At 63.8% G+C, this 25,388-nt stretch carries 21 protein-coding genes; 5 read left to right on the top strand and 16 right to left on the bottom strand.

The window, feature by feature from the left end; all coding sequences use genetic code 11:
- Position 1 precedes the first annotated feature (1 nt).
- The 15 genes from AC22G6_RS06050 to AC22G6_RS05980 all read right to left on the bottom strand — a co-directional run bounded on the left by AC22G6_RS06050 (position 2) and on the right by AC22G6_RS05980 (position 18,932).
- Positions 2-3,751 carry a response regulator gene (locus tag AC22G6_RS06050; RefSeq protein WP_487366030.1) on the bottom strand — a complete coding sequence of 1,250 codons (3,750 nt, stop codon included), beginning with the start codon at positions 3,749-3,751 and terminating at the stop codon, positions 2-4.
- A 17-nt stretch (positions 3,752-3,768) separates the two neighbouring features.
- A complete protein-coding gene (locus AC22G6_RS06045; protein ID WP_487366029.1) occupies positions 3,769-5,913 on the bottom strand; it encodes a DctP family TRAP transporter solute-binding subunit in 2,145 nt (714 codons plus the stop codon).
- Between the two features lie 122 nt (positions 5,914-6,035).
- Positions 6,036-6,986: a DMT family transporter gene (locus tag AC22G6_RS06040; RefSeq protein ID WP_487366028.1), complete on the bottom strand. Its 951-nt coding sequence runs from the start codon at positions 6,984-6,986 to the stop codon at positions 6,036-6,038.
- Positions 6,987-7,064: 78 nt separating this feature from the next.
- Positions 7,065-7,889, bottom strand: coding sequence for an AraC family ligand binding domain-containing protein (locus AC22G6_RS06035; RefSeq protein WP_487366027.1), 825 nt, complete (start codon positions 7,887-7,889; stop codon positions 7,065-7,067).
- A gap of 35 nt (positions 7,890-7,924) precedes the next feature.
- Positions 7,925-8,401 (bottom strand): Lrp/AsnC family transcriptional regulator, encoded by a 477-nt coding sequence (locus AC22G6_RS06030; protein WP_487366026.1) that lies wholly within the window; start codon positions 8,399-8,401, stop codon positions 7,925-7,927.
- Positions 8,402-8,510: 109 nt separating this feature from the next.
- Complete coding sequence (locus tag AC22G6_RS06025) at positions 8,511-9,155, bottom strand: class I SAM-dependent methyltransferase (protein ID WP_487366025.1); 645 nt, start codon at positions 9,153-9,155, stop codon at positions 8,511-8,513.
- 16 nt (positions 9,156-9,171) lie between these two features.
- Positions 9,172-10,035, bottom strand: a complete 864-nt coding sequence (locus AC22G6_RS06020) for an MBL fold metallo-hydrolase (protein WP_487366024.1) — start codon at positions 10,033-10,035, stop codon at positions 9,172-9,174.
- Between the two features lie 114 nt (positions 10,036-10,149).
- On the bottom strand, positions 10,150-10,593 hold the full coding sequence (gene cynS, locus AC22G6_RS06015; RefSeq protein WP_487366023.1) for a cyanase: 444 nt from the start codon (positions 10,591-10,593) through the stop codon (positions 10,150-10,152).
- A 20-nt stretch (positions 10,594-10,613) separates the two neighbouring features.
- On the bottom strand, positions 10,614-11,543 hold the full coding sequence (locus tag AC22G6_RS06010) for an ABC transporter ATP-binding protein (protein WP_108971946.1): 930 nt from the start codon (positions 11,541-11,543) through the stop codon (positions 10,614-10,616).
- A gap of 4 nt (positions 11,544-11,547) precedes the next feature.
- Positions 11,548-12,390, bottom strand: coding sequence for a nitrate ABC transporter permease (gene ntrB, locus AC22G6_RS06005; RefSeq protein WP_487366022.1), 843 nt, complete (start codon positions 12,388-12,390; stop codon positions 11,548-11,550).
- 139 nt (positions 12,391-12,529) lie between these two features.
- Positions 12,530-13,912: a CmpA/NrtA family ABC transporter substrate-binding protein gene (locus AC22G6_RS06000; protein WP_487366021.1), complete on the bottom strand. Its 1,383-nt coding sequence runs from the start codon at positions 13,910-13,912 to the stop codon at positions 12,530-12,532.
- 58 nt (positions 13,913-13,970) lie between these two features.
- Positions 13,971-15,317, bottom strand: a complete 1,347-nt coding sequence (locus AC22G6_RS05995) for an FAD-dependent oxidoreductase (RefSeq protein WP_487366020.1) — start codon at positions 15,315-15,317, stop codon at positions 13,971-13,973.
- The gene (locus tag AC22G6_RS05990; RefSeq protein ID WP_487366019.1) at positions 15,314-16,456 is read right to left on the bottom strand and encodes an acyl-CoA dehydrogenase family protein; all 1,143 of its coding nucleotides are present in this window, start codon (positions 16,454-16,456) and stop codon (positions 15,314-15,316) included. Before AC22G6_RS05990 ends, AC22G6_RS05995 begins: the two co-directional genes overlap by 4 nt.
- Before the next feature lie 44 nt (positions 16,457-16,500).
- Entirely contained in the window at positions 16,501-17,055 is a 555-nt protein-coding gene (locus AC22G6_RS05985) for an OsmC family protein (protein WP_108950050.1), read from the bottom strand.
- A gap of 263 nt (positions 17,056-17,318) precedes the next feature.
- A complete protein-coding gene (locus tag AC22G6_RS05980) occupies positions 17,319-18,932 on the bottom strand; it encodes a sigma-54 interaction domain-containing protein (protein WP_487366018.1) in 1,614 nt (537 codons plus the stop codon).
- Positions 18,933-19,243: 311 nt separating this feature from the next.
- On the opposite strand from AC22G6_RS05980, the gene leuA reads away from it, so the two are divergent.
- On the top strand, positions 19,244-20,944 hold the full coding sequence (gene leuA / locus AC22G6_RS05975; RefSeq protein WP_487366017.1) for a 2-isopropylmalate synthase: 1,701 nt from the start codon (positions 19,244-19,246) through the stop codon (positions 20,942-20,944).
- A gap of 36 nt (positions 20,945-20,980) precedes the next feature.
- Here leuA and AC22G6_RS05970 read toward each other — a convergent pair whose 3' ends face one another.
- Positions 20,981-21,151 (bottom strand): hypothetical protein, encoded by a 171-nt coding sequence (locus AC22G6_RS05970; RefSeq protein ID WP_487366016.1) that lies wholly within the window; start codon positions 21,149-21,151, stop codon positions 20,981-20,983.
- A gap of 381 nt (positions 21,152-21,532) precedes the next feature.
- Here AC22G6_RS05970 and AC22G6_RS05965 point away from each other — a divergent pair, with 381 nt between their 5' ends.
- From AC22G6_RS05965 to AC22G6_RS05950, 4 genes are all read left to right on the top strand, one after another.
- Complete coding sequence (locus AC22G6_RS05965; protein ID WP_487366015.1) at positions 21,533-22,471, top strand: LysR family transcriptional regulator; 939 nt, start codon at positions 21,533-21,535, stop codon at positions 22,469-22,471.
- A gap of 129 nt (positions 22,472-22,600) precedes the next feature.
- Positions 22,601-23,563, top strand: a complete 963-nt coding sequence (locus tag AC22G6_RS05960; protein WP_487366014.1) for an isopenicillin N synthase family dioxygenase — start codon at positions 22,601-22,603, stop codon at positions 23,561-23,563.
- 9 nt (positions 23,564-23,572) lie between these two features.
- Complete coding sequence (locus AC22G6_RS05955; protein ID WP_199917137.1) at positions 23,573-24,328, top strand: alpha/beta fold hydrolase; 756 nt, start codon at positions 23,573-23,575, stop codon at positions 24,326-24,328.
- Positions 24,329-24,368: 40 nt separating this feature from the next.
- Complete coding sequence (locus tag AC22G6_RS05950; RefSeq protein WP_487366013.1) at positions 24,369-25,364, top strand: ABC transporter substrate-binding protein; 996 nt, start codon at positions 24,369-24,371, stop codon at positions 25,362-25,364.
- Positions 25,365-25,388 lie beyond the last annotated feature (24 nt).

The raw sequence follows: 25,388 nt of genomic DNA, 5'->3' as shown, positions 1-25,388 counted from the left end.
TTCATGTGCTTTTCAACGTGACCTGATAGCGTAACCCGAATCGGTGATCAAGGTCATCGGCCAGTTCGTCGAGTACGGGCAAGGCGCGTTCAAAGTCGAACGCGCGAACACACTCGTCCAGTCGCGCCAGGGGCCCGATGCCGGATCCGAGCCCCGCCTGCAAGGCATCCAGTTCTTCGACCGCATCGGTATTGCTGGTCGCCAGCAGCTGACGCAAGCGGTCAAGATGCGCCTGCAGCGCGTCCCGGTCCAACGGGGCTGCGGGGGCATCCGGCACCGGCTCAAGCCGGCCCAGGCCATCGATGACTTCCGACAGGGTGCGCTCGACCGCGCCGACACAGCGTTCGATGCGATCCCGCTGCGCTGCATGCCTGCAGGCCATCTCGAGCGCCGTCGCATCGGCTGCGAGCATGGTCGCGCCGATTGAGGCCGACACACTCTTCAGGGAATGGGCCAGGCGCGTCGCCGTCGGAGGGTCCTTGTCGGCGAGCGCGGCGCGGAATCGCGCAACGAAGTCTTGCTGCCCCTGCAGGAAAAGCCGCAGCAGTTTGCGGTACGTGCGCTCGTCGCCATTCGACACGGCCAGGCCCGCCGCCGTATCGATGCCAGGCAAGCTCACCGGGAAGGCTTCGCACACTTCGCCGCCAGGCCTGACATCCATCTCCGCACCGACGCGAACCTGCGGATGAATCCACCTGGCCATCGTCATGAACATCTTGACCACATCGAGCGGCTTGTCGATCTGGTCGTTCATCCCCACGCCCATCGCCTTTTCGCGATCGCCCGCCATGACATCCGCCGTCATCGCAATGACAGGCAAGTCCTTCCATCGCGGGTCCGAGCGAATCGCCCGGGTCGCCTGGAAACCATCCATCACCGGCATCTGCAGATCCATCAGCACGCCATCGAACGCCTCACGCCCCAGCCACTCCAGCGCCTCGCGCCCATTGCTGGCGATGCGGGTGGAAATCCGCGCGTTGGTCAGGAGATCAGTTGCAAGCTCCTGGTTGAGTTCATTGTCTTCCACCACCAGCACATGCGCGCCGCGCAGACGTTCGATCACCGCCCTGTTCTCGGCATCACGCATCGCCCGATGGGCGCGCAGCGGCACCTTGTATCCGTGGACACGCTGAATAGCGTCAAGCAGCGACGACGGCGTCACCGGCTTTGCGATCACCTCGTCCGCAGCGGCGTCCGCCGGCACTTCGCCAGGATCGCGCGCGGTGACCATGATCACTTTTGGCTGCTGCGCATGAGGCCATTCGGCACGGATACGGCGCGTACATTCCAGCCCATCCATGCCGGGCATCACCCAGTCCATGAGCACCAGGCCATACGGCGTGCCATCCCGGCACGCGGCGTCGATCTCGGCAAGGGCCTGTTCGCCGCTTGCGGCGGTGCGAACCCTGAAGCTCAGCAGCGTAAGCATGGCGCTCAGAATATCGCGCGCACTGCTGTTGTCATCGACGATCAGCACGCGCATGCCCTTGAGGTCGTCGACCGGCTGCAAGCGCTCATCCACGGCATCGGCCCGGCAGGGCAGCGAGATGGTGAAGTGGAACTCACTGCCCTGCCCTTCCACGCTGTGCACGCCGATATGCCCGCCCATCATCTCGACCAGGTTCTTCGAAATCGCCAGGCCCAGCCCGGTCCCACCAAAGCGGCGTGTCGTGGACGTGTCAGCCTGGGTAAAGTGCTTGAACAGCTGGTGCTGCTGCGCCGGACTGATGCCAATCCCGGTGTCGCGGACGGAAAACCTGAACGTTGCCCTCTGTGCGTGCGCTGCGGCGCCGGTGTCGCCGGCTTCAGGCACCCCGGGCTCACGGGATAGCACCTCAACCTTGAGCACGACCTCGCCAGACTCGGTGAATTTCACCGCGTTGTAGCCCAGATTGGTGAGCACCTGGCCAATTCGCAGCGGATCGCCAGCAAGCTGCTGCGGCACATCGGGCCGAACGTCCAGCAGCAGTTCCAGGCCCTTCTGCTCGGCCTTGAGGCCCACCACGTTCGCAAAATCGGTGAGCACATCCTGCAGGCTAAACGGCACTTCCTCGAGTTCCAACCTGCGTGCCTCGATCTTGGAAAAGTCGAGAATGTCATTGATCAGCCCCAGCAGTGATCCTGCAGAACGCTGCACTCTGACCAGATAGTTGCGCTGGCGCGGCGTGAGCTCGGACTCGAGCACCAGATGCACCATGCCGGTGACGACATTCAGCGGGGTACGGATCTCATGGCTCATGTTGGCCAGGAAGTCGGACTTGGCCTCATTCGCCGCATCTGCCGCCTGCCGGGCCTTCTCGAGCTCGATTTCACCCTGCTTGCGGGCCGTGATATCGAGCATCGCACCCAGCATGCGAACGGGCCGGCCAGCATCGTCGGACACAACCTGTACGATCTGTTCGACATACCGGCGCCCCCCCGTCCCCGCCTGCACGATCCGGTGTTCGAACTGCAGCCGTCGTGACGGATCGTGCCACGCGTTCTCGAGCGCTGAACGCACCCTCTTCCTGTCGTCCGGATCCACCGCATCCAGAAAGCGCGCCCAGGTCGGTGCGACTGCGTCCGGTTCGAAGCCGAAAATGCGAAACAGCTCTTCCGACCACTGCTGCCGGTCGTCCTTGCGCGTCCACACCCAGCTTCCCAGATGCGTCATCTCCTGCGCGCCCTCCAGGATGGTCCTGCTCTCGGAAAGTGCCTCGGTCGTAGCCGACAGTTCTGCCGTGCGCTCGACGACTCTCGTCTCGAGTTCGCTCTGTATCTTGCTCAGCTCGGCAGTGCGTTCGGCAAATCCGCGCGCCAGCGCCTCGAGCTCGTCACCCGTGCCCAGCGGAGCGCCAAGCGCCTCAGCCGCATCGTTGGAGGTCACACGCCGGTAGAGCTCAAGAATCGGACGCGCGATGGAGTTTCCGATCCACGCCGAGACAAAGACCGCGATCAGGGTCAGCACGCCGCCCAGCAGCAACAGGCGCTGCGTGACGGCCCAGACCGCCGTGTTGCGGACGGATTCGGGTACGCCGACCTCGACCTCCAGCCCGAGGTCATGCAGCAGGGGAGTCCGTGCGTCGGGCCGGAAGCGCTGGCTGATGTAGGACGGGCCTTCGACGTGATTGAATGCGATCAGCTCGCGCTCGCCATCGATCAGACGAAAATACGCTTGTGGAAGGTCGACCTGATTGCGCCTGCCGATTGCGCCAAGATCGAACTCGACCACAACTGCGCCCTGCACGGTCTTGTAGAAGTAAATGGGGATGGCCACCACCAGACGGTCGACTTCCGGCCGTATGAACAGGGCCCGGGTTCCAAGCGCCAGCGCGCTGCGCAATTCGCGCGAGGCGTTGTAATCGACGACGCCGCTATCGGTCTGGAACACCGGCCGGCCGTCGAAATCGACCAGCGAAAACACCGCGACATCGCGCCCTTCGGCAAAGTTTTCCGTCAGCTTCGGCAGGTAGGTGCTGCGCCCCTGCGCATCGACGAGGCCGTTGACGACGAGCTGGTTGTCGGCAAGGCGCTCGGTGTTCTCGACCAGATACGCAATCCGCTGCTCCAGCAGTGCCTGCGTCGACCTTCCCGCGCCCTGGAGCGTTTGCTGCATCTGATGCTCGATGTTGCCGTCGAGCAGCACCGCGACGAGCGCGGTCGCAAGAATCATGGTCGCGGCCACGAAGCCAGCAACCTGCAGCACCAGACGGCGCTTCAGACTGCGCCCGTGGTGCGCGCCGGAAGACGAAGCGGAACGTTCAGTATCCATCGCGGCGCGTGTCCGGATCAGTGCTCGGCACGCACGATTGCACCATTGCTCGCGTAGCGTGCCATATGAAAGTTCTCAACCCCCATTGCGTCGTGGCGCCGGGGCGAAAAGGCCGGCGCATACCGTCGCACCGCGCCCTCGAAGGGTGGCAGGGATTCGAGCGCGCGTTGCACCGCGGCATGCTCGGTCGTCCCTGCCTGCTGAACTGCCAGCGCCAGAAGATGCACGCTGTCATATGCCTGCGCAACGGCCTGCGGCACCGGAACGTCCTGATTCCGGTCCAGCGCGTAACGCGCACGGTAGCGCTGCTCCAGCGCCTGGCTCGCGGCGCGGCTGTTGCCGACAAAGGTAAAGGTCTGGAAGAAGCTGAGATCCACCTTTGCCAAAGCCTCGCTGTTGTCGCCCCAGAAATCGCCACAGCTGATGCCCCAGTGCGACACGACGCGCGTCAGCACGCCACGCTCGGCCAGGCGCTTCACGATCCGCCCGCCCTCATCGGGCGCAGCGATCATCATCAGTACGTCTGCGCCGCTCCGCTCCACCCGGGACACCTGAAGCTCGAAATTGGTCTCACCGCGATTGAAACTCTCTGCCGCCACGAAATCGAGTCCCCGCTCCTTGAGCTCCGCGCGCATCGACTCAAGGTTGCCGCGCCCCCACAACGAGTTCTCGAACAGAATGGCCGGCCGCTGGCCATGGCGCAGTACGTGCTCAATAACGAAAGGTGCAACCAGCGTATCGGAAGCAGACACGCGAAATACCGGATCGGCCGCGCGATCCAGGGCAATCACCTCGGCGGCAGCCGCCCACGGCACGACGAAGGGCAAGCCGGCGCGGCGCACGACATCGCCTTGTGCCACTGCGACGCTGGACTGCACGCCGCCAAGCACACCGACCACATCCGGACGGGAAGCGAAATATTCCATGTCGCTCACGCCCAGGCTTGGCAAACCCTTGTGATCGCGTGCAATCAGTTTCAGCTTCCTGCCCAGCACGCCGCCGGAAGCGTTGATCTCGTCAATCGCCAATGCCGCACCACGCCTGAAACCCAGACCGGCGCTGCGACACTCCTGCGAGAGATCGGCATCCAGCCCGACAACCATCTCATCGCCACGACCATACTTGCGATCGAGCAGCTCCTCGGACAGGGACAGCACATCGGCGCCGATCACCTCCTCGAAAATGCCCGGAATGTGCTCGGTCGCAGCCGCAAACTGTGCACGCTCCTGTGCGGTCAGCTGGTGGATCGAGACACCCGACAGCCGAATGGTCTCGAGCAGCGCCTCCTCGCGTCGACGGGTTTCGGCACGCTCCCAGGGCGTCAGCTCGCGCGCGGTGTCGATCAACAGCGCCTGTTCGCTTGCGGACAGGCGGTCAAACACCTGCGCACTGATCATGAAGATGTATCCCAGATACCCGTGACTGCTCAGGGTCAGGTGCGACTGCACCTCGTGCAGGCCCATGCTGACGATCGCCACCAGGGGATTCTCCTGGCCATCCACAGCCTGATCGGCCAGCGCCTGGCGGGTCGCATGAAAGTCGATCGGGATCGAATGCGCCCCAAAGGCATGGAACTGCTCCATCAGCAGGCGGCTTTTCATGATGCGGATATTCATTCCCGCGAAATCGGCGGGGCTGCGCAGCGGCCTGTTTGCAGTGAAATGCTTGAATCCGTTTTCCCAGAAGGTGACGCCGATCAGATCAATGTCGCGCAGCTTCCCGAGCAGAATTCGACCGGGTTCGCCGTCGAGCATGTCGTACAGGTCTTCGCGCGCAGGAAAATAGAATGGCAGGTCTGCGTACTGCATGGCCGGCAAGGACACGCTCACCTTGGCTGTCGGGGTCAGCAGGATGTCGAGTTCGCCACGACGCGCCATCTCCAGCATCTGATCGTCGGTGCCGAGCTGCTGGGCGGGAAAGACCTTCACCTGCAGCTGTCCGCCGCTGCGCTCGGCAACAAGCGCTGCAAAGCGCGCCGCCGCCTGATGCAAGGCACTGTCTTCGGGAATGTTGTGTCCGAAACGCAGCACATCGATCGCAGCAGGTGCCACTTCGTTGCTCACGACGGGTTCAGAGTTGTCGCGATACACCAGCGATGTAGCCAGGAGCAACGCAATCAACAGGATCAGCCCGATGACGGCTGCAACAGGATTCTTGAACATGGCACCACTCCGGCCCGGACGGCACATGCACACCGCATTTCGCCCAGCAAAATCCTTATCGGCGCCAAGATTATCACTTTATGCATAACCGTCGCGGGAACATTCTCACGCATTGCTGTCGATCAGCCAGGGTACTGAGGGCGCACACGAACGGCCGCCACCACCCCGGCAATCAGCAAGGCAATGCCGGCCAGTGTCAGCGGCTCCGGCCAGACGCCACGCAGGATGAAGGCGTAGCTCAGCGCAGCAAGGGTTTCGAACACGATCAGCTGGCCCACCATTGCCGTGGGCAGACGCTGGCTGGCCTGATTCCAGCACAGCGTGCCGAGCCAGGAGGCGAGCAGCGCAATCGCGAGCATCAGACCAAAAAAGAAGGCCGGTCGCGGCCCGAGCGGCATCGGAAAGCTGCTGTCGGAAAGCGCCATTCCGCCCCACAGCAACACATAGCCCCCCAGCGCCAGCGGCAGCGTGGCCAGTCCCTGAGCCGTCGCCCATACGCGCGGGCTGCGGTCGGGATGCTCGCGCAGCCAGTCCGCATTGCGGATCGGATACCACGTCCAGCACACCACCGCGCCCAGGCCGAGCACGCCCCCCACGATGTAACGCCCGGCGTCGGCATCGGCGTCCGCCCGCAATGCGTTCAGCTCCACCTGATTGACGCAGGCAATCCCGACGGCGATCACCAGCAGGGGCAAGGCCAGCCGTGACCACGGCAGGCGCCCGTCCCGATCGCCGTTACGCAGGTTCGACACGATGGCGATCACCACCGGCAAGGTGCCGATCAGCATCGTCGGCAAGGGGCCGCCGGCGCGCTGAATCGCACTGGACAGAAAGAAGTAGTAAAGAAGGTTGCCGATCGCCGCCAGCTTGAGCGCATCCCTCCAGTCGGCACGCGTCAGCCGCGCCAGGCCCCGGCGGTCAATCCACGCCAGTGGCAGTGCAATCAGACCAAAGGCGAGATAACGCCCGACCACCTGCAAGGCCGGAGGATATTCCTCCAGCAGCATGGGGCCGACAAACACCAGCCCCCACAACAAACCTGCGCCGAGGGCGTACAGGACACCGAGCCACATGAGGAGCATTCCGCTTCAATGAATTGCGGCAGTGTCCCGCTTTGCGGCGCATGCGTCTTGTATCGGATTGCGGTTTGCTCAGCACCGCACCTGGCGCTGATACTTCGCCGGCGTCACCCCGTAGCGGCGCGAAAAGGCGCGCGTCAGATGCGCCTGATCGGACAGGCCGACCGTCACTGCCACCTGGGCAGCAGTCACGCCAGTCGCCAGCAGGCGCTTGGCCTCGGCCAGCCGCAGCGCCATCAACATCTGGTGCGGACTCACGTGGTAGCAGGCCTGGAAACTTCGCAGAAAATGATAAGGGCTCAGATCGGCCACAGCGGCAAGCTCGGCAAGCGAAACCCGGGCGTCCAGGCTCGCGTGCAGAAGGTCGATCACGCTGGCAAAACGTGGCGCACCTTCGGCGGGCAATGGCCGCGACACCTTGGCGTGGCGCCGGAATGCCGCCAGCAGATCGAGCATCAGACCATCCGCCTCGAGCGCGTCATCTGCGCGCCACAGGGAATCGAGCAGCGTTCCGACGCGGGCAGCCGTCGTCGCGTCCTGGCACACCGCATCGTGAAACCACCATCCCGCTTCACCGGTGATCGTCTCCACCACGGCTGCGTCGACGTAGATCATCCGGTAGCGCCATCCGCCTTCGGTTTCGGCCCGCCCCGTATGCAGTTCGCCGGGATTCATCAGCACCAGCGACCCGGGGGGCGCCAGGTGCTCGCCACCGCGGTAGCGGAAACGCTCGACACCGGACTCGATCGCGCCCAGCCCGAACCCGTCATGCGCATGCGGCTCAAAGGCGTGTCGCACGATGTGAGCGCGATAGCACTCGACGCCGTCGAACTGCGCTGGACGCCGGAACTCTGCAGCATCGCGCAGATCGTCAAATTTTGTCGGCACACCTTCCATCACGCAAACATAGCACGACCGCGAAAAACGCCCACTCAGGCAGCCCCCGGCCCCAATGGCAGCGCAGTCTTGTCGATCACCCGGCGCAGCACGAAGCTCGAGTGCACGCCGGTCACGCCGGCAATGCGGGTCAGGCGGTTGAGCAGCAGCTCCTGGTAGGCGTCCATGTCGGCCACCACCACCTTGAGCTGATAGTCGGCTTCCTGACCGGTAATCAGCAGGCACTCTAGGACCTCGGGGATGACTGCAACCTGCGACTCGAAATTGACGAAGCGCTCTGGCGTATGGCGGTCCATCGAAATGTAGATCAGCGCCATCAGCGACAGGCCGAGCTTGCGCGCATCGAGCATGGCGCGATAGCCGGTGACAAGGCCGGACTCTTCCAGCGTGCGCACCCGGCGCAGACAGGACGAAGGCGACAGGCTGATGCGGTCGGCAAGGTCCTGATTGCTGATACGGCCTTCGTCCTGCAACACCTCGAGGATCTGGCGGTCGTAGCGGTCGAGCTGCATGCAATGTCTCCGATCGCGTTTCAATCGGCAGATTCTTGCATCAAACCCGAGCTCAATGCAGTGGATGGCGTAAAAATGACCGGCCCGGCCAACTGCGGCTCAGCCGGGATCACACCCTCTCGGCAGATCGCGTTCGGCGGCAGTGACAGTAGACGAACTGCTGAACCGCACCCGAGGGCGTCGCGTGTGCCTCCCGTTCATGTGCGAGCAGTTCGAACGGTGCGCCGAACGTGGCATGCAATTCACTGGCGCTGTAGCGCATGACCGGCAGCCCGCTGCACTTGGTTGGTCCATCTTCGGCAAAGGTCGCGACGATCACATGGCCATCCGGCTTCACCACCCGCAGTACCGTCTCGATATAGGCACGGCGCTCCTGCGCCGTGGTCAGGAAATGAAAAACCGCGCGGTCATGCCAGATGTCGATGGATTGGCTGGGCAGATCGGCGTTCGTGATATCCGCTGCCACCCAGTTGATCGTGTGCGCAGACGCGCCGAGCCGTGCCCTGGCGACCGCGAGCGCCGCTTCCGAGAGATCAAGCACGGTGAGTGCCGAATAGCCCTCCCGCAGCAGATCGTCGACCAGCGTCGATGCCCCGCCGCCTACATCCAGCACCGCTGCCGATCGCGGCAGACCGGTCTCGCGGATGAGGCGAAGGGAACGCAGCGCATGATCCTGAAACCAGCTCACGCCTTCGGCGGGAACGTCCGAGTAGACCTTCTCCCAGTGCGCCCGGGATTGCATTGACTGACCCATTGATCACCTGTCCGTGTTACATCAGATCGAGCGGGATTTTCAGGTAGCGCACCCCGTTGCTCCCCGGGGGCGGCAGCTTGCCTGCGCGGATGTTCACCTGTATCGCGGGCAGCATCAGCTGTGGCAGATCCAGGGTGGCGTCGCGCTGCGTTCTCATGGCAATGAACGCCGCCTCGGTGATGCCATCCCTGACATGAATGTTCTGTGCCCGCTGCTGCGCCACGCTGCTGAGGCCGCATGCCTCGCGCCCTGCAGTCGGGTAGTCATGGCACAGGTACAGGCGAGTACTGGCAGGCAGCGCCAGCAGACGGCTGATGGAGCGATACAGGGTGGCGGCATCGCCCCCCGGAAAATCGCACCGTGCTGTGCCGACATCGGGCATGAACAGCGTATCGCCGACGAACACCGTGTCGTCGCCGACCCGGTAAGCGATGTCGGCTGGCGTGTGTCCGGGCACATGCAGCGCCTGCGCCGGAAGCGGACCGATGCTGAAGCACTCGTCCGCCGCAAAGAGGTGGTCGAACTGCGTGCCCTCGCAGCTGAATCCCGTCCCCAGATCATAGACGTCGCGAAACACCTGCTGAACCTCGCGAATACGGGCGCTGATGCCCACCTTGCCGCCGACGATGCTGCGCAGATAGGCCGCGGCAGACAGATGGTCGGCATGCGCATGCGTTTCGAGCAGCCACTCGACCTTCAGCGCGCGAGCACGCACGAAGTCGATGATCCGGTCGGCACCGCTGGTGGAGGTGCGCCCCGAAACCGGATCGAATCCAAGCACCGGATCGATGATTGCGCATTCGCTGCCGACGCCGGCGTACACCACGTAGCTGAACGTACCCGATGCGGCGTCGAAGAATGGCTCTGCCAGCGTCTTCACGAAGAGTGTCCTGGTGGTTGAGGGAAGATGGGCACGGCCGACGGACTAAAGGCGAAAGATCGAACCGGTGGCACGAGATCCGCACCACCGATCCGCTCCGCGAACAGGCCTCGATCAGTAGGTCTTGTACGGCAGGAACTTGCCGGACATGGTGATGCTGACGCGGTCGCCTGCGGGGTCGGGCTCGCGCTGCAGATCCATCTTGAAATCGATCGCGGACATGATGCCGTCGCCGAACTCTTCGTGGATGAGCTCCTTGAAGGTCGTGCCATACACGCTGATGAGCTCGTAGAAACGGTAGATCAGCGGATCGGTCGGCACGGCGGTGGGCAGCGAACCCTTGTAGGGCACGGCCTGCAGCACGGGAATGGCCTCGGGCGGCAGGGCGAAGGTATCGGCAACGATTGCAGCCTGTTCCGCGGTGAAAGCCATCTGCCCCAGACAGGCCGAGGTGACCCACTCCTTTGCCAGGCCGATCTTTACGGCCACATCCGCCCACTTGATGCCCTTGGCAATCTTGGCGGCCACGATCATTTCGGTAACGTCATTGCGGTTCATGTGATCTCTCCTTGAGGAAACTACTGATTAACAACTTTCTTGAGCTGCGGGACCGGACGTGCGGTTTCGGGCGCCAGTGCGGCCTGTTGCTCCTCGGCCAGCCCCGGGCGCACCACCGGCGGGTGTTTCGGGTCGTACTGGGCGAGCTCGCCGCCACCTGCATAGTCCTTCGATCGATTGACGAGGAAGTCGACCAGGTGATTGCGAATCCGGTAGTACTGCGGGTCGTGATGCATTTCGGCGCGGGTGCGGTTGCGCGGCATCGTGATCTCGACGATCTCGGCAACCTTCGCCAGGGGACCGTTGCTCATCAGGATCACCTTGTCGGCGAGCAGGATGGCTTCGTCCACATCGTGGGTGATCATGAAAACGGTCTGGTGCGTGGCCTGCACGACCTTCAGCAACTCGTCCTGAATGGTGCCGCGGGTCAGTGCATCGAGTGCGCCGAAGGGCTCGTCGAGCAGCAGCATCTTGGGCTGGATCGCAAATGCGCGGGCGATGCCAACGCGCTGCTTCATGCCCCCGGACAGTTCGGCCGGCTGCTTGTGGATGGCATGCCCGAGTCCGACCATTTCGAGGTATTCGGTGCAGTGTGCTGCGATCTTCGCCTTCGACCAGTCCGGCCACTTCGACTTCACCGCAAACGCCACGTTACCGAGCACCGACATCCAGGGCATCAGGGCGTGGCTCTGGAACACCACCCCACGGTCCAGGCTCGGTCCCTTGACCTCGCGGCCATTCATGATGACCACGCCGCCCGAAGCCTCCTCGAGGCCTGCAAGCACATTCAGGATCGTCGTCTTGCCGCAGCCCGAATGCCCGATGATGCAGACAAACTCGCCCTTTTCGATGGAAAAATGAATGTCTTCGAAAACCGGCGTACCGACTTTTCCGTCACTGGTCGGATAGGCCTTTTTCAGGCCTTCCACGCTGAGATAATGATTGGTCATGGCATCAGTCCCGGTAGGTGACCATCTTCTGCAACACACCGAAGGCGAAGTCGAGCAGCATGCCGACGAGGCCGATCATGGTGATTGCAAAGATCACGTTAGGCAGGGCGAGGTTGTTCCACTCGTTCCACACGAAATAGCCGACCCCCGTTCCGCCGACCAGCATCTCGGCTGCGACGATGACGATCCAGGCAATGCCCATGGAGATGCGCATGCCGGTCAGGATGGTCGGCGCTGCCGCCGGCAGGATGACCTGGAAGGCCTTGCGCATCGGGCCCACTTCGAGCGTGCGCGCCACGTTGATCCAGTCGCGCCGCACCGACGCAACACCGAACGCGGTGTTGAGCAGCATCGGCCACATCGAGCAGATGAAGATGACGAAGATGCCCGATACGTCGGAGTCCTTCAGCACGTACAACGCCAGCGGCATCCACGCCAGCGGCGAGATCGGCTTGAGTACCTGGATGAAGGGGTTGAGCGCCCGCGTCATCAGCGGCGACATGCCGATGATGAATCCAAGCGGCAGGGCCACCAGGGTGGCGAGGAAGAATCCCGCGCCGACGCGCATCAGCGAGTAGGCGATCTGGATGCCGATCCCCTTGTCGTTGGGGCCATTGTCGTAGAAGGGGTCGGACAGGAAATGCACGAAGGTGCGCCCGACCGCCGACGGCGTCGGAAAGCCCTCGGCCTTGCCCGCGCCTTGCCCCATCAGGGCGGCGTATTCCGCGTCGGCGGCGGACACCACTACGTTGTCCGACGGCAGCGTCGCGTAGTGCCAGATGCCAATGAAGCAGGCAAAGAGCACGAGCGACAGCAGTGCGGCACGCATAGGCAGGTGCTTGTTCATGGCTGCACCCCCTTGCCGCAGGGTGAAAGGACGTCTGCCCATCCGTGCTGACGGGACAGTTCCGGCGCATCCGGGCGGATGTTGAGTCGTTGCGAACTGGCTGACATGATGGTCTCTCTGTTATGGAGTGGGCCCGGCCTCACGCCCCGGCTGAAAGGCCTTTCAGGTAGGCCTCGGGCTGCGCAGGATCGAACTCCTTGCCCAGAATCATGTGCTTCTTGTAGGTCTGCGCCGGCGCCTCCAGCCCAAGCTCGGCCATGCGCTTCTTCGCATCGGTGGCGAGATACACGCGCTCGGCGATGTCCTGGTAATTCACGTCGCCCTTGATGTAGCCCCAGCGCTTCATCTGCGTCAGCATCCACACCCCCATCGAATGCCAGGGGAAGGGGTCGAACGCAATCCGGTTGGGCTCGCTGAGCACACGTCCCAGACCATCGGCATAGCGCCCGACCAGCACCTGCTCCACGACGGTCTGCGGCTGGTTGAGATAGTTCGCCGGCGCAATCATCTCGGCCACGCCCTTGCGGTTCTCGGCCTTGTTGACGTATGCGGTGGCACCGATGATCGAGCGCACGAGCGCAGCGAAGGTGTTGGGGTTCTGGTTGACGAAATCCTCGGTCGCAGCGAAGGCGCAGCACGGGTGGTTGTCCCAGATCTGGCTCGTCAGCAGATGAATGAAGCCGACCTTCTCATAGACCGCACGCTGGTTGAACGGCTCGGCGACGATGAAGCCGTCGAGGTTTCCGGAACGCATGTTCGCAACCATGTCGGGCGGCGCCATCACGCGCAGTTGCACATCCTTGTCCGGGTCCAGGCCATGGGCGGCAAGGTAGTGACGCAGCAGGAAGTTGTGCATCGAGTAATCGAACGGGATCGCGAACTTCATGCCCTTCCAGTTGCGGGGGTCGCGATTGTTCTTGTGCTTCACATGGAGGGTGATGGCGTTGCCGTTGATGTTCTCCATCACCGGCATCACCATCGGCGCCGCGGTCGAGCCTGCGCCGAGCGAGATCGCCAGCGGCATTGGCGACAGCATGTGCGATGCGTCGAATTCCTTCGCCAGCACCTTGTCGCGCACAATCGCCCAGCCTGCCGTCTTCTGCAGCGTGACATTCAGCCCTTCACGACCATAGAAGTCGGCGGCGCCCGCAAAGATGATCGGCGTCGCGCAGGTGATGGGCAGGAAGCCCACCGTCAGATCCTTCTTCTCCAGCGGCCCGGCCTTCTCCAGCGTCATGGCCTGGAGGTCGGAAATCGGCATCATGCTGGCAATCGCGGCCATCGCCGCATTGGCGCCAACCGCCTTCAGGAACCGGCGACGGGTCGCGTCCTGCGGGAATATCGCACGCACCAGCGCGGCTTCAACAAAATCGGTGGAGAGGCTTTCGGCCTTCTCGCCGCGCAGGCTGCGCGCGCGTGCCGCTTCGGCATCATGTTCGTGCTGGCTGCCATGCTGACCACAGGAGCAGCGGCCGAGTGCGACATCGGCCGCATAGGGGCGATAGAGGTTTTCGTCTTTCATGGCTGGGCACCTTTTCTCTGGAAGGGAAAAATCTGTTGTCGTTCGAATGCTGGCGGCGTCAGGCGGCAAGGCGCTGGCGCAGGCTACCTGCCTCCAGCCTTGCCACCACCTCACCGTTGCGGCGCTGGTTCATGCGCAACATGTCGGCGGTGTCCTCGACCACCACCCACTCCCCGTCCGTGCAGGGCAAGCCATGCACCACGACCGGAAGCGATTTCGTTTTGAGCCGTATCACGGGTTGAACATGCGCATAGCCCGGGTGCTGACGGCCAAGCAGGTCATGCGCAATGGCGGCGGCCTGTTTGGCGATCGGCTCGATGAAGCGGCAGGGCATGCCGGACAGGCTGACGCAGTCGCCCAGCGCATACACGTCGCTGGCACTGGTCTGCATGCTGACCGGATCAACCACGATGCCGCGCTCGAACTCGAGCCCTGCAGCGCGCGCAATGCGGTCTTCAGTGACCAGGCCGGTGGCCGCGACAACCTCGTCGGCGTCGATGCGGAGGCCGCCGGCAGTGACGATGTGCTTGCTGCCATCCGCCGCAGGGGTGACCGAAGCGACCTGCGCCGATCCAGTGAATTCGACACCAAGCGCTTCAAGACTCAGGCGCAGGCGCTCGCCGGCGAGCGGCGGCAGCAAGGCCGCCAGCGGTGTGGCCTGCAGGTCGAGCAAGGTCACTGCGTGGCCGGCACGGGCGAAGTCTTCTGCAAGTTCGCAACCCACCATGCCGGCGCCGATGATTGCAACGCGACGCTTTCCCGATACCAGCCTGGCGCGCAGCCCCGACCAGCCCGCAAGGTTGTTGACCCGCCAGCACACGTCGGCAGGCAGCGCGGCAGGCAGCGCCGGACGCGCGCCCTGTGCAAGCACCAGTTTCGTGAATTGCAGCGTTCCACGGGACGTCCGCAACTGGTGCAGCGCGGGCGACAGGCCGACCACACAGGTGTCGGCCAGCAAGCGCACACCCAGACGCGCGGCCGCGGCCGCAGCACTTTCGCGCACCAGATCTTCAGGTTCATGCCCCCGGCTCAGCGCAATCGAGAGCTCCGGCTTGTGATAGCGATCGCCGTGACAGGCACTCACCAGCGTGATTCCGATTTCGGGATCAAGGGCGCGAACCGCCTCCGCAACCGACCAGCCGGCAATGCCGGCACCGACGATGACGACACCCGCAGTGCGGGAGACCGCGACGGATGCACATGCCGGGCTTTGCATTTCGAGTCCGGCATACGGCTCGAAATCGTTCTTCATGACCCCGCACAGCGGACACTCCCAATCGTCGGGTATGTCCTCGAAGCGGGTTCCGGGCGCCAGTCCGCTATCCGGATCTCCCTTTTCTTCGTCGTAGATCAGGCCGCAGGCGCGGCAGATGAATTGCTTCCACGCGGATGTCGATGCGCTCATGCCGGCATCTCCTCGCGCGACAGACGATCCATCTCCCAGCGCAGATGCTTGATCGCAGGGGTCACGATGGCAACGAAGTGCGCCTCGCGGATACGGCGCTGAGGTGCTGAACTCATCAGGTAGCCGCGCGCGCCCTGATGCATGAGGGCGGACTGCGATGCGCGCAGCGCGAACTCGGCACCCTGGGTGCGAGCGTCGAGCACATCGAGAAGGTAATCCTTGCTTCCGTCGTAGGGCGTCAGCGCAAGCTTCGCCACCCGCGCGCCAAGCTCGTCGAACTCGGCCTGCAGTTCATCGGGGCGGTCGTGCAGGAAGCTGTTCACATGCCCAAGCAGCGGCTCCACCTCCCTCATCGAATCGATACTGCCCTGCGCCACCCCCACCGCGATACCGGCCTGAAGCAGCACGAAGGCCGCCCGGATGCGGGCGATGAAGGGCTTGGCGGGGTCGGCGATCATGTCGTCTTCGCCAACAAAGAGGTTGTCGAGACGGACACCCCAGGTGCTCGTGCCCTCCATGCCCGAAAATTCCGGACACGCGCGCAGCACGACGTCTTCGGTGCAACGCAGCATGAACATGATTTCGTGCGAACGGCTGCCGTCGTCACGATAGACCGCTGCAATCGCGCCACAGTACTGCCCCGGGGCAATGTGGCTGACCCAGGGCAGCGCGCCGCTCACCCGGTAGCCACCGGCCACCTTGGTGGCACGCAGCAGCATCTTCTCGATGCCGGCAAGCGCCTTCATCGGGTTGGAGAGCGCCGTCCCGCCGAAGGTCTCGCCGAGCGTGTGAGCGCGCAGCATCTCGCCAGTCAGCGCCGGATTGCCCGACTGCTCCATGTACAGACCGCATACATCGTGAGCCCAGGTCAGGAACCCGGTCGATCCGCAACTGCGGCTGATTGCGCGCATCGCGTCGATGGCGAGGCCATAGCGGCAGCCGCTGTCTTCAAGGTGGGCGCCAAACGCCCCGGCCCGGCCGAGGGAGGCCATGATCTCGAGCGGATAATGGCCTTCGTGATCGATACGGTACGCCGCATCGGACAACGGACCGTTTGCAACCGCAGTCACGCGTTCCATGACCTGTGCATCGGTCCACGACGGTTCGAACACAGATTGGCTTTCATCGGCAGGATTCATGGCTTTTTCTCCGGTTAAGACTGGCAGGACGAGGCGTGGGGCCCTCAGTCGGCCAGGCCGATGGTGAAAGGAATCGGGTTGCGCATCGTGTTCGCGACCGGCGAGTAGTAGTTCGCATGCTTGACGATGTCGTCGAGCTCTTCGCGGCTGGCGTCGCCCTCGATCACGACCTTGACCCGGATGTCCTGGAAACCCATCTCTTCGGGCTTGCGCTCCGCGCCGCCGGCACCCCAGGCGGCCGTATTGCCGATATCGGCTTCGAGAAAGACCTCGAGGCGCGACAGCTTGACCTCACGATGGGTGGCCACAGCCGTGATGCCGACGCTGAGACAGCCGCCGAGCGCGGAGAGGACAATTTCGCCCGGTGCCGGAGCGGTGTTCTCGCCGAACAGGTGCAGGGGCTCATCGACCACCACCGGGTTATGGATCCCGACGAAACTCCACGAGCGGAACTGGCCCTGCATCACGGTATGAACCTTGTTGGTACCGCGGCGCTCGGGGTTCTCGCGACCCGAAGCGGCGAATTTCAACAGCCCGTCGCGATCGATCGGGCGAAGCTGGGTTTTGACGGTTTGGGGGTTGAGGGTCGTGGTCGTCAAGGCGTTCTCCTGGGGAATTGGACGGCGGATTTGCTACCGCACTCGGTTCATCGCAAATTCGATGGACTCGACATCCCTTTTGCAACGACCGTGCCAGAAGAACAGCAAACTTCTTAAAACATTGATTTTTATCAAAACAAGAAGCGCATTGATGTGATTGTCATCATCCGCACGTCTGATCACAGCCGCTGACATTGTTAACAATGTCGACATTTTGTAAACACTTCAGGCCGGGGCGATTGCTACGCCTCCGCTCGAAACCATCACGCATCGAGCGCCAGTTTCTGCCAGCGATAGGCAAACTGGCGCGCAGTCATGCCCAGCACCTGTGCCGCGCGCGACTTGTTGCCCCCGCACTGGGCGAGCGCCTGGCGCAACTCGGCGGCCGAGTGCGATCCTGCGGGCGCATAGGGGCGAACGTTCGGAAACGTGCCGGGATTCACCGCTGCCCCTGCACCCGGTGCGGACTCGGCCAGCGCCTTGGCAGCGGACGCCGCTTCGCCGCTGGGCATGAATTTCTCGATGTCGGCAAGACCCACGATCGGCTTCTCGGCCAGCAGCACGATGCGCTCGATCAGGTTCGCCAGTTCGCGGATATTGCCCGGCCACGAGTACGCCTCCAGCCGCGCAATCGCCTCCTGGGTCAGGTTCACGCTGCGCTGGTTGGTCTGGTTGGCCCGGCTCATGAAATTGAGCGCAAGGGCATGGATATCGCTCTTGCGCTCAGCCAGCGAAGGCAGCCGGATGGGGATCACGTTCAGGCGATAGTAGAGATCCTGCCGGAACAGCCCGCGGGCCACCTCCATTTCGAGGTCGCGGTTCGTCGCCACCACGAGGCGGACGTCAATGCGGATCTCGCGCTTGCCGCCAAGATGGGTGATCGTGCCCTCCTGCAGGGTGCGCAGCAGTTTGCCCTGCATCGAGAGCGGCAGTTCGCCGATCTCGTCGAGAAAGATCGTGCCCCGGTTCGCCTGCTCGAACAGACCCTCGCGGTTCGTGCTGGCGCCGGTAAATGCGCCACGCTCGTAGCCAAACAGTTCGGACTCGAACAAGGTATCGGGGATCGCCGCGCAATTCACCTTGATGAAGGGCTCGTCGCGGCGCGGACTTGCAAGATGCAGGGCTCGCGCAAACAGTTCCTTGCCCGTGCCCGATTCACCCAGCAGCAGCACGCTCGCGGTCGAATCCGACACCTTCTCCAGCTCGGAAATGGCCCGCAGCAGGGGCGGCGAGGTGCCGATGATGCCGTAGCGGGCGGTCTCGTGCTCGAGGGCATGAATCAGGATCTGGTTCTGCTGCTCGAGTTCGCGGGTCTTGGCCTCAAGCATCGCCTGCAGCTGCAGCAACTGCCCGGCCAGCGTGGCCAGGATGCGCAGGATCGAGAGGTCGTCGGCAAGCGCGCGGCTGCGCGTGCGAATACGGTGACAGGCGAGCACGCCAATGGTTTTCTGTTCGATGCGGATGGGCAAGGCAATGAAGGAGACCGGCCCTGAAGGCAGGTTCTCACGCTCGACCGCACGCCCGAGGAAGTTCTCGTCACGATCGATGTCCTGCACGATGATGAGCTGACCGTGCGCCAGCACCGCCCCGGTCACACCTTCTCCGGGCAGATAGCACCCGCGCTCGACCTCATGCCGGGTCAGGCCGTAAGCGTAGCGAATCCGGCTCGATTTGCCGTCATCGTCGAGCAGGACGATTCGCCCGCGGTTGAGGCCGAGCAGTTCCGACAGCAAGTGCAGGGTCTCGCGCAAGACGACATCGGGCGAAAGGCTCTTCCCGACGAGGCCCATGATCTGCTGCATCAGCAGCATCTCCTGTTCGCGCCAGAACGAGGGGGAACTGTCCAGATCGGACTCGGTAGGCTGTGCTTGCTCCATCAGTAAGTTCTAACACGGCTGCACGCCTCAAGCCAATGCCCTGGCCGGACAGGAAGGAGCGGACACCGTCGCAGCAAGTGCGTAAATCGATTTGTCATCACGAACGAAATCACACGCGCACAGACGATCTGACACACGGAAAATCAGTGCATCGCATTCCGTAATGCACAATCTGCCAACTAAACGACGTTGAACGCAATATTATTCTCCATTCAATCTGATTTTGTGCCGAACTTGCAATCGTCTGCCGCGTGCTCCTGCGTAAGATTCTCCCTATCGCCTCAGGGCTCAGACAGATCGAGGAACACGCCATGATGTTGCAGGATCCAGCCACCAAGTACCGTCCCTTTGCACCGATCCGGCTCGCCGACCGTCAGTGGCCGAGCCGCGTCATCGACAAGGCGCCGATCTGGATGAGCACTGACCTGCGCGACGGCAACCAGGCGCTGTTCGAGCCGATGAATGTCGAGCGCAAGATGCGCATGTTCCGCACCGTGTGCGAGATCGGCTTCAAGGAGATCGAGGTCGGCTTCCCGTCGGCTTCGCAAACCGACTTCGACTTCGTGCGCCAGCTCGTCGAGGGCGGTCACATTCCCGCCGACGTCACCATCGAAGTGCTCACCCAGGCGCGTGAAGACCTCATCCGCCGCACCATGGAGTCGGTGCGCGGCGCGCCGCGCGCCATCATTCACGTCTATAACGCGACGTCGCCAACCTTCCGCGACGTCGTGTTCGGCATGAGCAAGCCCGAAGTGATTGCGCTCGCCGTGTCGGCCGTACGCATGATCAAGCAGCTCGCCGCCGAGCAGCCGGAAACCGAGTTCATGCTCGAGTACAGCCCGGAAACCTTCTCCGCCACCGAGATCGACTTTGCCGTCGAGGTGTGCGATGCGGTCACAGCCGAGTGGGGCGCGACGCCCGACAACAAGGTGATCCTCAACCTTCCGGCCACGGTCGAGGTCGCCACGCCCAATATCTATGCGGACCAGATCGAGTGGATGCACCGCAATCTCGCCCGCCGCGACAGCGTCATCCTCAGCCTGCACCCGCACAACGACCGCGGCACGGGCGTCGCCGCCGCCGAGCTCGGTCTCATGGCGGGCGCCGACCGCGTGGAAGGCTGTCTCTTCGGCAACGGCGAGCGCACCGGCAACGTGGACATCGTCACCCTCGCGCTCAACCTCTATACCCAGGGCATCAACCCTGGACTCGACTTCTCCGATATCAACGCGGTTGCACGCACCATCGAGTACTGCAACCAGCTCCCGATCCACCCACGCCACCCCTATGTGGGGGATCTCGTATTCACGGCCTTCTCCGGCTCCCACCAGGACGCCATCAAGAAGGGATTCGCTGCTCAAAAGGCCGGCGCCCCGTGGAACGTACCCTATCTCCCGATCGACCCGGCCGATGTCGGCCGCAGCTATGACTCGGTGATCCGGGTCAATAGCCAGTCGGGCAAGGGCGGCATCGCCTACCTGCTCGAAACCGAATACGGCATTGCCATGCCGCGTCGCCTGCAGGTGGAGTTTTCACGCGAAGTGCAGAAGGTGACCGATGCGACCGGCGGTGAAATGGCGGCAGCCGACATCTGGGGGCTGTTCTCGCGCACCTACCTCGAGACCGGCACACCGGTGCGCTATTGCGAGCATCACCTGTTCGAGCATGGCGCGGCACAGGGCATCCGCCTCGTGGTCGAGATCGGTGGCACGCGGCACATGCTGGCCGGTGAAGGCAACGGCCCGATCGATGCCGCAGTGCATGCCTTGCGCACCGTCGGCATCGACGTTCAGGTGCGCAGTTTCGAGGAGCGTTCGGTGGCGCCGAGCGAGGACGGCGGCAATGCGCAAGCCTGCGCCTTCATCGAGCTCTCGGGCGCCAGCGGCGGCATCGACTTCTATGGCGTTGGCATCGACACCAACATCGTCACCGCGTCCATTCGCGCCATCGTCAGTGGTGTGAACCGGCTGGACCCGGCTGCGGCCGGCAACCCGGTCGCGCAGGCTGCCTGAAGCTGAACCCGGGTCTGACGCTCCCGGGCAGGGGCATCAGCCCGGTGGGAACAAGGGCATCCAGTAAGCCAGGGCGTCGTCGCGCTGCTCTTCGCGGTCCACCGTGCCATCCTCCATGGATGGCCGCGCACTCGCCCTCTCCCGTTCTGCTGCCGAAAACCAGTCTTGCGACCAGCGCTGTACCTGCTCCAGAATTTCCAGACGCATTTGACACCTCCTGTCTCACAGACAAGGACACCGCGCACCACGCATGGCGATGCGCTCGGGAATCCGCCCCGGATTGGTGCAGATCGGCGGAAAATGGCTCCGCTGAACCCCTGCAGCCGGGCGGATAGACTTTTCGTAGCAGCTTTTGTACCAATGTTCAGGCCCTGGCGGGCGCGCCCACCGCCCCGCCCGGCACTGACCTGCACGCTGCCCCTGGCGTGGCTGACCCGCCTGGGGCACTGGCAGCGCTGAAGCGCAACCGTCTCCGCGGCCCCGGGCAGTGGCGACCGGCCTGCTTCCTGCTTTATGGACCTGCGTCTCTGCGCACCCCGAACCGGGTGCGCGGCGCATTCCTGACCAGGACCACCACACGCCGCTTCCATGCACATCCACGCCCGCACCCTGAAGTACTTCGACATGATTCGTCGCTGCGGCTCGATCCGCGAAGCGGCACGGCGGCTGCATGTCGCCTCATCGGCCATCAACCGCCAGTTGCTGCAACTGGAAGAGACCATCGGCTCGCCACTGTTCGACCGCATGCCGGGTGGCTTGCGTCTGACCGCTGCCGGCGAGATCTTTTCGCGCCACGTCATCACCGTGCTTCAGGACGAGCACCGCATGGCGACCGAGCTCGACGCACTCAAGGGAATCCGCCGCGGCGAGCTGTCGATCGCATCCGTCGAGGGCCTCAATGCCGACCTGCTGCCCAATGTGCTCGAACGCATGATGAAGCGATACCCGATGCTGCATATCTCGGTGCGCCCGGCGGGTTCGGAGGTTGCCGCTGCCGCCGTTGCCGCGGGCGATGCCGACATTGCCATCGGTTACTCGATCGAGCGCAACGAAGCCTTGCGCCAGTGCGCACTCGGCCACTTCCGCCTCGGCGCGATCATGCCTGCCGATCACCCGCTCGCCACCCAGACCAGCGTCAGTTTCGCGGACTGCGCACGCTACCCCCTGATTCTCGCCGGCAAGCCACTGTCCATTCATACCCAGCTGCGCCCGCTGCTTTCGCACCACCGCAAGCCCATCACCGTTCTGATGGAAAGCGCCTCGGTCGAGCTGGCCAAGAGCATGTGCCTGCGCGGTGTCGGGCTGGCCTTCCAGACCCGGATCGGCATCGAGAACGAGTTGCGCGACGGCCGCCTTGTGCATGTGCCGCTGATCGCTGCGGGACCTGTCATCTCCGACCTCGGCATCTACGTTCGCAGCGGCCGCTCACTGCCCCCGGCGCTGGATGCACTGATCCATGCCCTGAGCGAAGAAATCGCCCGCTGCGAGGCGGACGAACCCGCGCTCGACCCGCAAGTACCGGCATGAGCCATGCCTGCGCACCAGCGCTCTGTCCGATGCCGTTTCGGCATCACCCCTGATCAAATTTGGCGCTATCGGCAGCATTGGGGCACCGCATAGGATGACTGCAACACCAATCACGACTGAGCGCACGACATGCAGAACACCACCTCCACCGCACTACCGCTGATCGACATTTCGGGCCTGCACTCGCCCGACCCGGTGCGCCGCTCCGCGGTTGGCCGCGAATTGCGTGCGGCCTGCGAAAGCAGGGGGTTCTTCTACCTGTGCAATCACGGCATACCCGCCTCGCTGGCGGCGCAGGTGTTCGACTACAGCGAGCGCCTCTTCGCGCAGCCTGCCGATGCCCTCCTCGCACTCGACAAGGCCCATTCGCGCTGCCACCGCGGCTACGAGCCGCTGCGCGGACAGACGCTCGAAGCCGGCTCGCCTCCCGACCTGAAGGAAGGCTTCTACATCGGGGTTGAACTCGACGAGGACGACCCGCGCGTGCGTAGCGGCAAGTTCAACCACGGTCCCAACCAGTGGCCAGCAGATCTGCCGGGATTCCGCAGCACGATGGAGGCGTATTTCTCCGCCTGCTATGCGCTCGGCGCCCTGGTCATGCGCGGTCTGGCGCTGTCGCTCGAGCTTCCCGAAGATCATTTCGACGCATTCACGGCCGACGCTTCGGCCACGCTGCGACTGCTGCACTACCCGCCGCAACCGCCCAACCCGGAGCCGGGCGAGAAAGGCTGCGGTGCGCATACCGACTTCGGCGGCATCACCCTGCTGTTGCAGGACGAGGTCGGCGGACTGCAGGTGCGCGACACCAAGACCGGCCAATGGATTGATGCCCCGCCCGTGCCCGGTGCCTACGTGGTCAACATCGGCGACCTGATCGCGCGCTGGACCAATACCCGCTACCGCTCGACCGAACACCGCGTCATCAACGCCTCGGGGCGCGAGCGCTACTCGGTTCCGTTCTTCTTCACCGGCAATCCCGACTACCTCGTCGAGTGCCTGCCCAACTGCCTTGCACCGGGCGATGCACCGCGATTCCCGCCCGTCACCGTCGAACAGCACATTGCCGAGTGCTATCGCCGCACCTATGCCTGAGGAGCACGCATGACCCGCACGATGATCCTGATTCACGGGGCCTGGCAGGGGAGCTGGTCCTTCGCCAGCTGGCGCCCGCTGCTCGCCCGTCGCGGCTGGACTGCACATGCGGTCGATCTGCCGGGCAATGGCTGGGGTGAGGAGACACCTGACGCCGCCTCGCTGGACGCCTACGTCGAACACGTCGCGGCCTGCATCGAAGAGATCGGCGAACCGGTCGTGGTCCTCGGCCACAGCGGTGGCGGCATCGTCGCCTCCCAGGTGGCCGAAGCGATACCGGAGCGGGTGGCCTGCACGGTCTACCTGGCCGGCATGATGTTGCCATCAGGCATGTCCTACGCAAGCCTCGTCGAGGTCTGCAAGGCCGAGCACCCCGAGCTCGACTTCGCCGGCGTCGGCCCCCATCTCGAATACTCGGCCGACGGGCGCTACAGCGCGGTGCCGCCCGAGGTCGCTCAGCGGATCTTTCTGCACGACTGCGCCCCATCCGATGCCCGCTATGCCGCCAGCCTGTTACGCCCCCAGGCAGAACGCGGCCGGATCATGGCGCCAAGCCTGTCGCCGAACCGCTACGGCAAGGTTCCCCGGATCTACGTCGAAGCCACACAGGACCGCTCCTTGCTGCACGCCAGCCAGCGCAAGATGCAGGCCCTCAGCCCCGGCGCCATCCGCGTCAGCCTCGACTGCGGCCATGTTCCCCAGCTGGCCGCGCCGGAGCGCCTGACCGAACTGCTGTGCACCGAACTCGAACAGCTGCTGCCCTGAACAACATCACCATAACCGCCCCAACCACAGAGGAACACTCATGAAGCCGCTTCTGAAAACCGTCGCCTCCACCCTGGTCACTCTCGTCGCCTGCAGTGCATTTTCCGCGAACGCGGCCGACAAGGTGGTTTTCCAGCTCGACTGGGTGCCCGGCGGCGACAAGTCCGCCATCTATTCCGCGATCAACCAGGGCTTCTTCAAGGAAGAAGGCCTTGAAGTCACACTGCAGTCGGGGCGCGGCTCGTCCGACGCCATCAGCAAGCTTGCCGCCGGCACCTCGGATGTCGGCGTCGCGGGTATCGCCGCACTGATGACGGCGGTGGCCGAAGGCAATGCGCCGGTAAAAGCGGTGATGTCGATCTATTCCAAGGAGCCGGACGCACTGCTCACGGTCAAGGGCAGCAGCATCAAGAGCCTCAAGGATGTCGCCGGCAAGACCATCGCCACCGCCACCTTCTCGTCCTCCAACGCACTGTGGCCGGTCATGCTGCAGCAACAGGGCATCGATCCCGCGCAGGTCAAGCTGCTCAAGGTGGACCCGACCACCCTCGCCCCGATGCTGGCGCAGGGCAAGGTGGATGCGACCATCAACTGGATTACCGTCGCCCCCGGCTTCGAAGGCGTGCTCGCACAGACCGGCAAGGAGCTCGCCATCCTGCCGTGGTCGGACTACGGTCTCGACGGCTATGGCTGGAGCATGATGGCCTCGGACAAGATGATCAAGGAGCGCCCCGAAGTGCTCAAGCGTGTGGTCCGCGCGATGCGCAAGGCCTTCGACTACGCGCTGGCCAACCCCGACGCTTCCGCTGCCGACCTCAAGGCCATGGTGCCGGAAGTCGACGTCAAGCGCGCCGCCGCCGAACTCCGCGCCTCCGCGCCGCTGATCAGGAACGAAGTCTCGGCCAAGGACGGCATGGGGGCCTTCGAGCCCGGCCTGCTCAAGACCACCTGGGTGTGGGTTGCCAAGTCGATGAATTACCCGGAGAGCAAGATCGACCCGGAAATCCTGGTCGATCGCAGCTTCCTGCCCAAGTAAGCAGTCCTTCCGCAACGGCGTGCC

The organism is Parazoarcus sp. PS-13 R2A (genome assembly GCF_057621855.1).
Note: the sequence above shows the minus strand (reverse complement) of the source record. Positions and strands in the feature narration are given on the sequence as shown.

Bases quoted from the DNA above. Each gene is read 5' to 3' on its own strand.
- leuA (WP_487366017.1), top strand. From the start codon at position 19,244: ATGATGTTGCAGGATCCAGCCACCAAGTACCGTCCCTTTGCACCGATC.
- ntrB (WP_487366022.1), bottom strand. From the start codon at position 12,390: ATGAACAAGCACCTGCCTATGCGTGCCGCACTGCTGTCGCTCGTGCTC.
- cynS (WP_487366023.1), bottom strand. From the start codon at position 10,593: ATGAACCGCAATGACGTTACCGAAATGATCGTGGCCGCCAAGATTGCC.
- AC22G6_RS05980 (WP_487366018.1), bottom strand. From the start codon at position 18,932: ATGGAGCAAGCACAGCCTACCGAGTCCGATCTGGACAGTTCCCCCTCG.
- AC22G6_RS05970 (WP_487366016.1), bottom strand. From the start codon at position 21,151: ATGCGTCTGGAAATTCTGGAGCAGGTACAGCGCTGGTCGCAAGACTGG.
- AC22G6_RS06030 (WP_487366026.1), bottom strand. From the start codon at position 8,401: ATGCAGCTCGACCGCTACGACCGCCAGATCCTCGAGGTGTTGCAGGAC.
- AC22G6_RS06035 (WP_487366027.1), bottom strand. From the start codon at position 7,889: ATGGAAGGTGTGCCGACAAAATTTGACGATCTGCGCGATGCTGCAGAG.
- AC22G6_RS06045 (WP_487366029.1), bottom strand. From the start codon at position 5,913: ATGTTCAAGAATCCTGTTGCAGCCGTCATCGGGCTGATCCTGTTGATT.
- AC22G6_RS06050 (WP_487366030.1), bottom strand. From the start codon at position 3,751: ATGGATACTGAACGTTCCGCTTCGTCTTCCGGCGCGCACCACGGGCGC.
- AC22G6_RS05990 (WP_487366019.1), bottom strand. From the start codon at position 16,456: ATGAATCCTGCCGATGAAAGCCAATCTGTGTTCGAACCGTCGTGGACC.
- AC22G6_RS05995 (WP_487366020.1), bottom strand. From the start codon at position 15,317: ATGAGCGCATCGACATCCGCGTGGAAGCAATTCATCTGCCGCGCCTGC.
- AC22G6_RS05955 (WP_199917137.1), top strand. From the start codon at position 23,573: ATGACCCGCACGATGATCCTGATTCACGGGGCCTGGCAGGGGAGCTGG.
- AC22G6_RS06010 (WP_108971946.1), bottom strand. From the start codon at position 11,543: ATGACCAATCATTATCTCAGCGTGGAAGGCCTGAAAAAGGCCTATCCG.
- AC22G6_RS06040 (WP_487366028.1), bottom strand. From the start codon at position 6,986: ATGTGGCTCGGTGTCCTGTACGCCCTCGGCGCAGGTTTGTTGTGGGGG.
- AC22G6_RS06000 (WP_487366021.1), bottom strand. From the start codon at position 13,912: ATGAAAGACGAAAACCTCTATCGCCCCTATGCGGCCGATGTCGCACTC.
- AC22G6_RS05965 (WP_487366015.1), top strand. From the start codon at position 21,533: ATGCACATCCACGCCCGCACCCTGAAGTACTTCGACATGATTCGTCGC.
- AC22G6_RS05950 (WP_487366013.1), top strand. From the start codon at position 24,369: ATGAAGCCGCTTCTGAAAACCGTCGCCTCCACCCTGGTCACTCTCGTC.
- AC22G6_RS06025 (WP_487366025.1), bottom strand. From the start codon at position 9,155: ATGGGTCAGTCAATGCAATCCCGGGCGCACTGGGAGAAGGTCTACTCG.
- AC22G6_RS05960 (WP_487366014.1), top strand. From the start codon at position 22,601: ATGCAGAACACCACCTCCACCGCACTACCGCTGATCGACATTTCGGGC.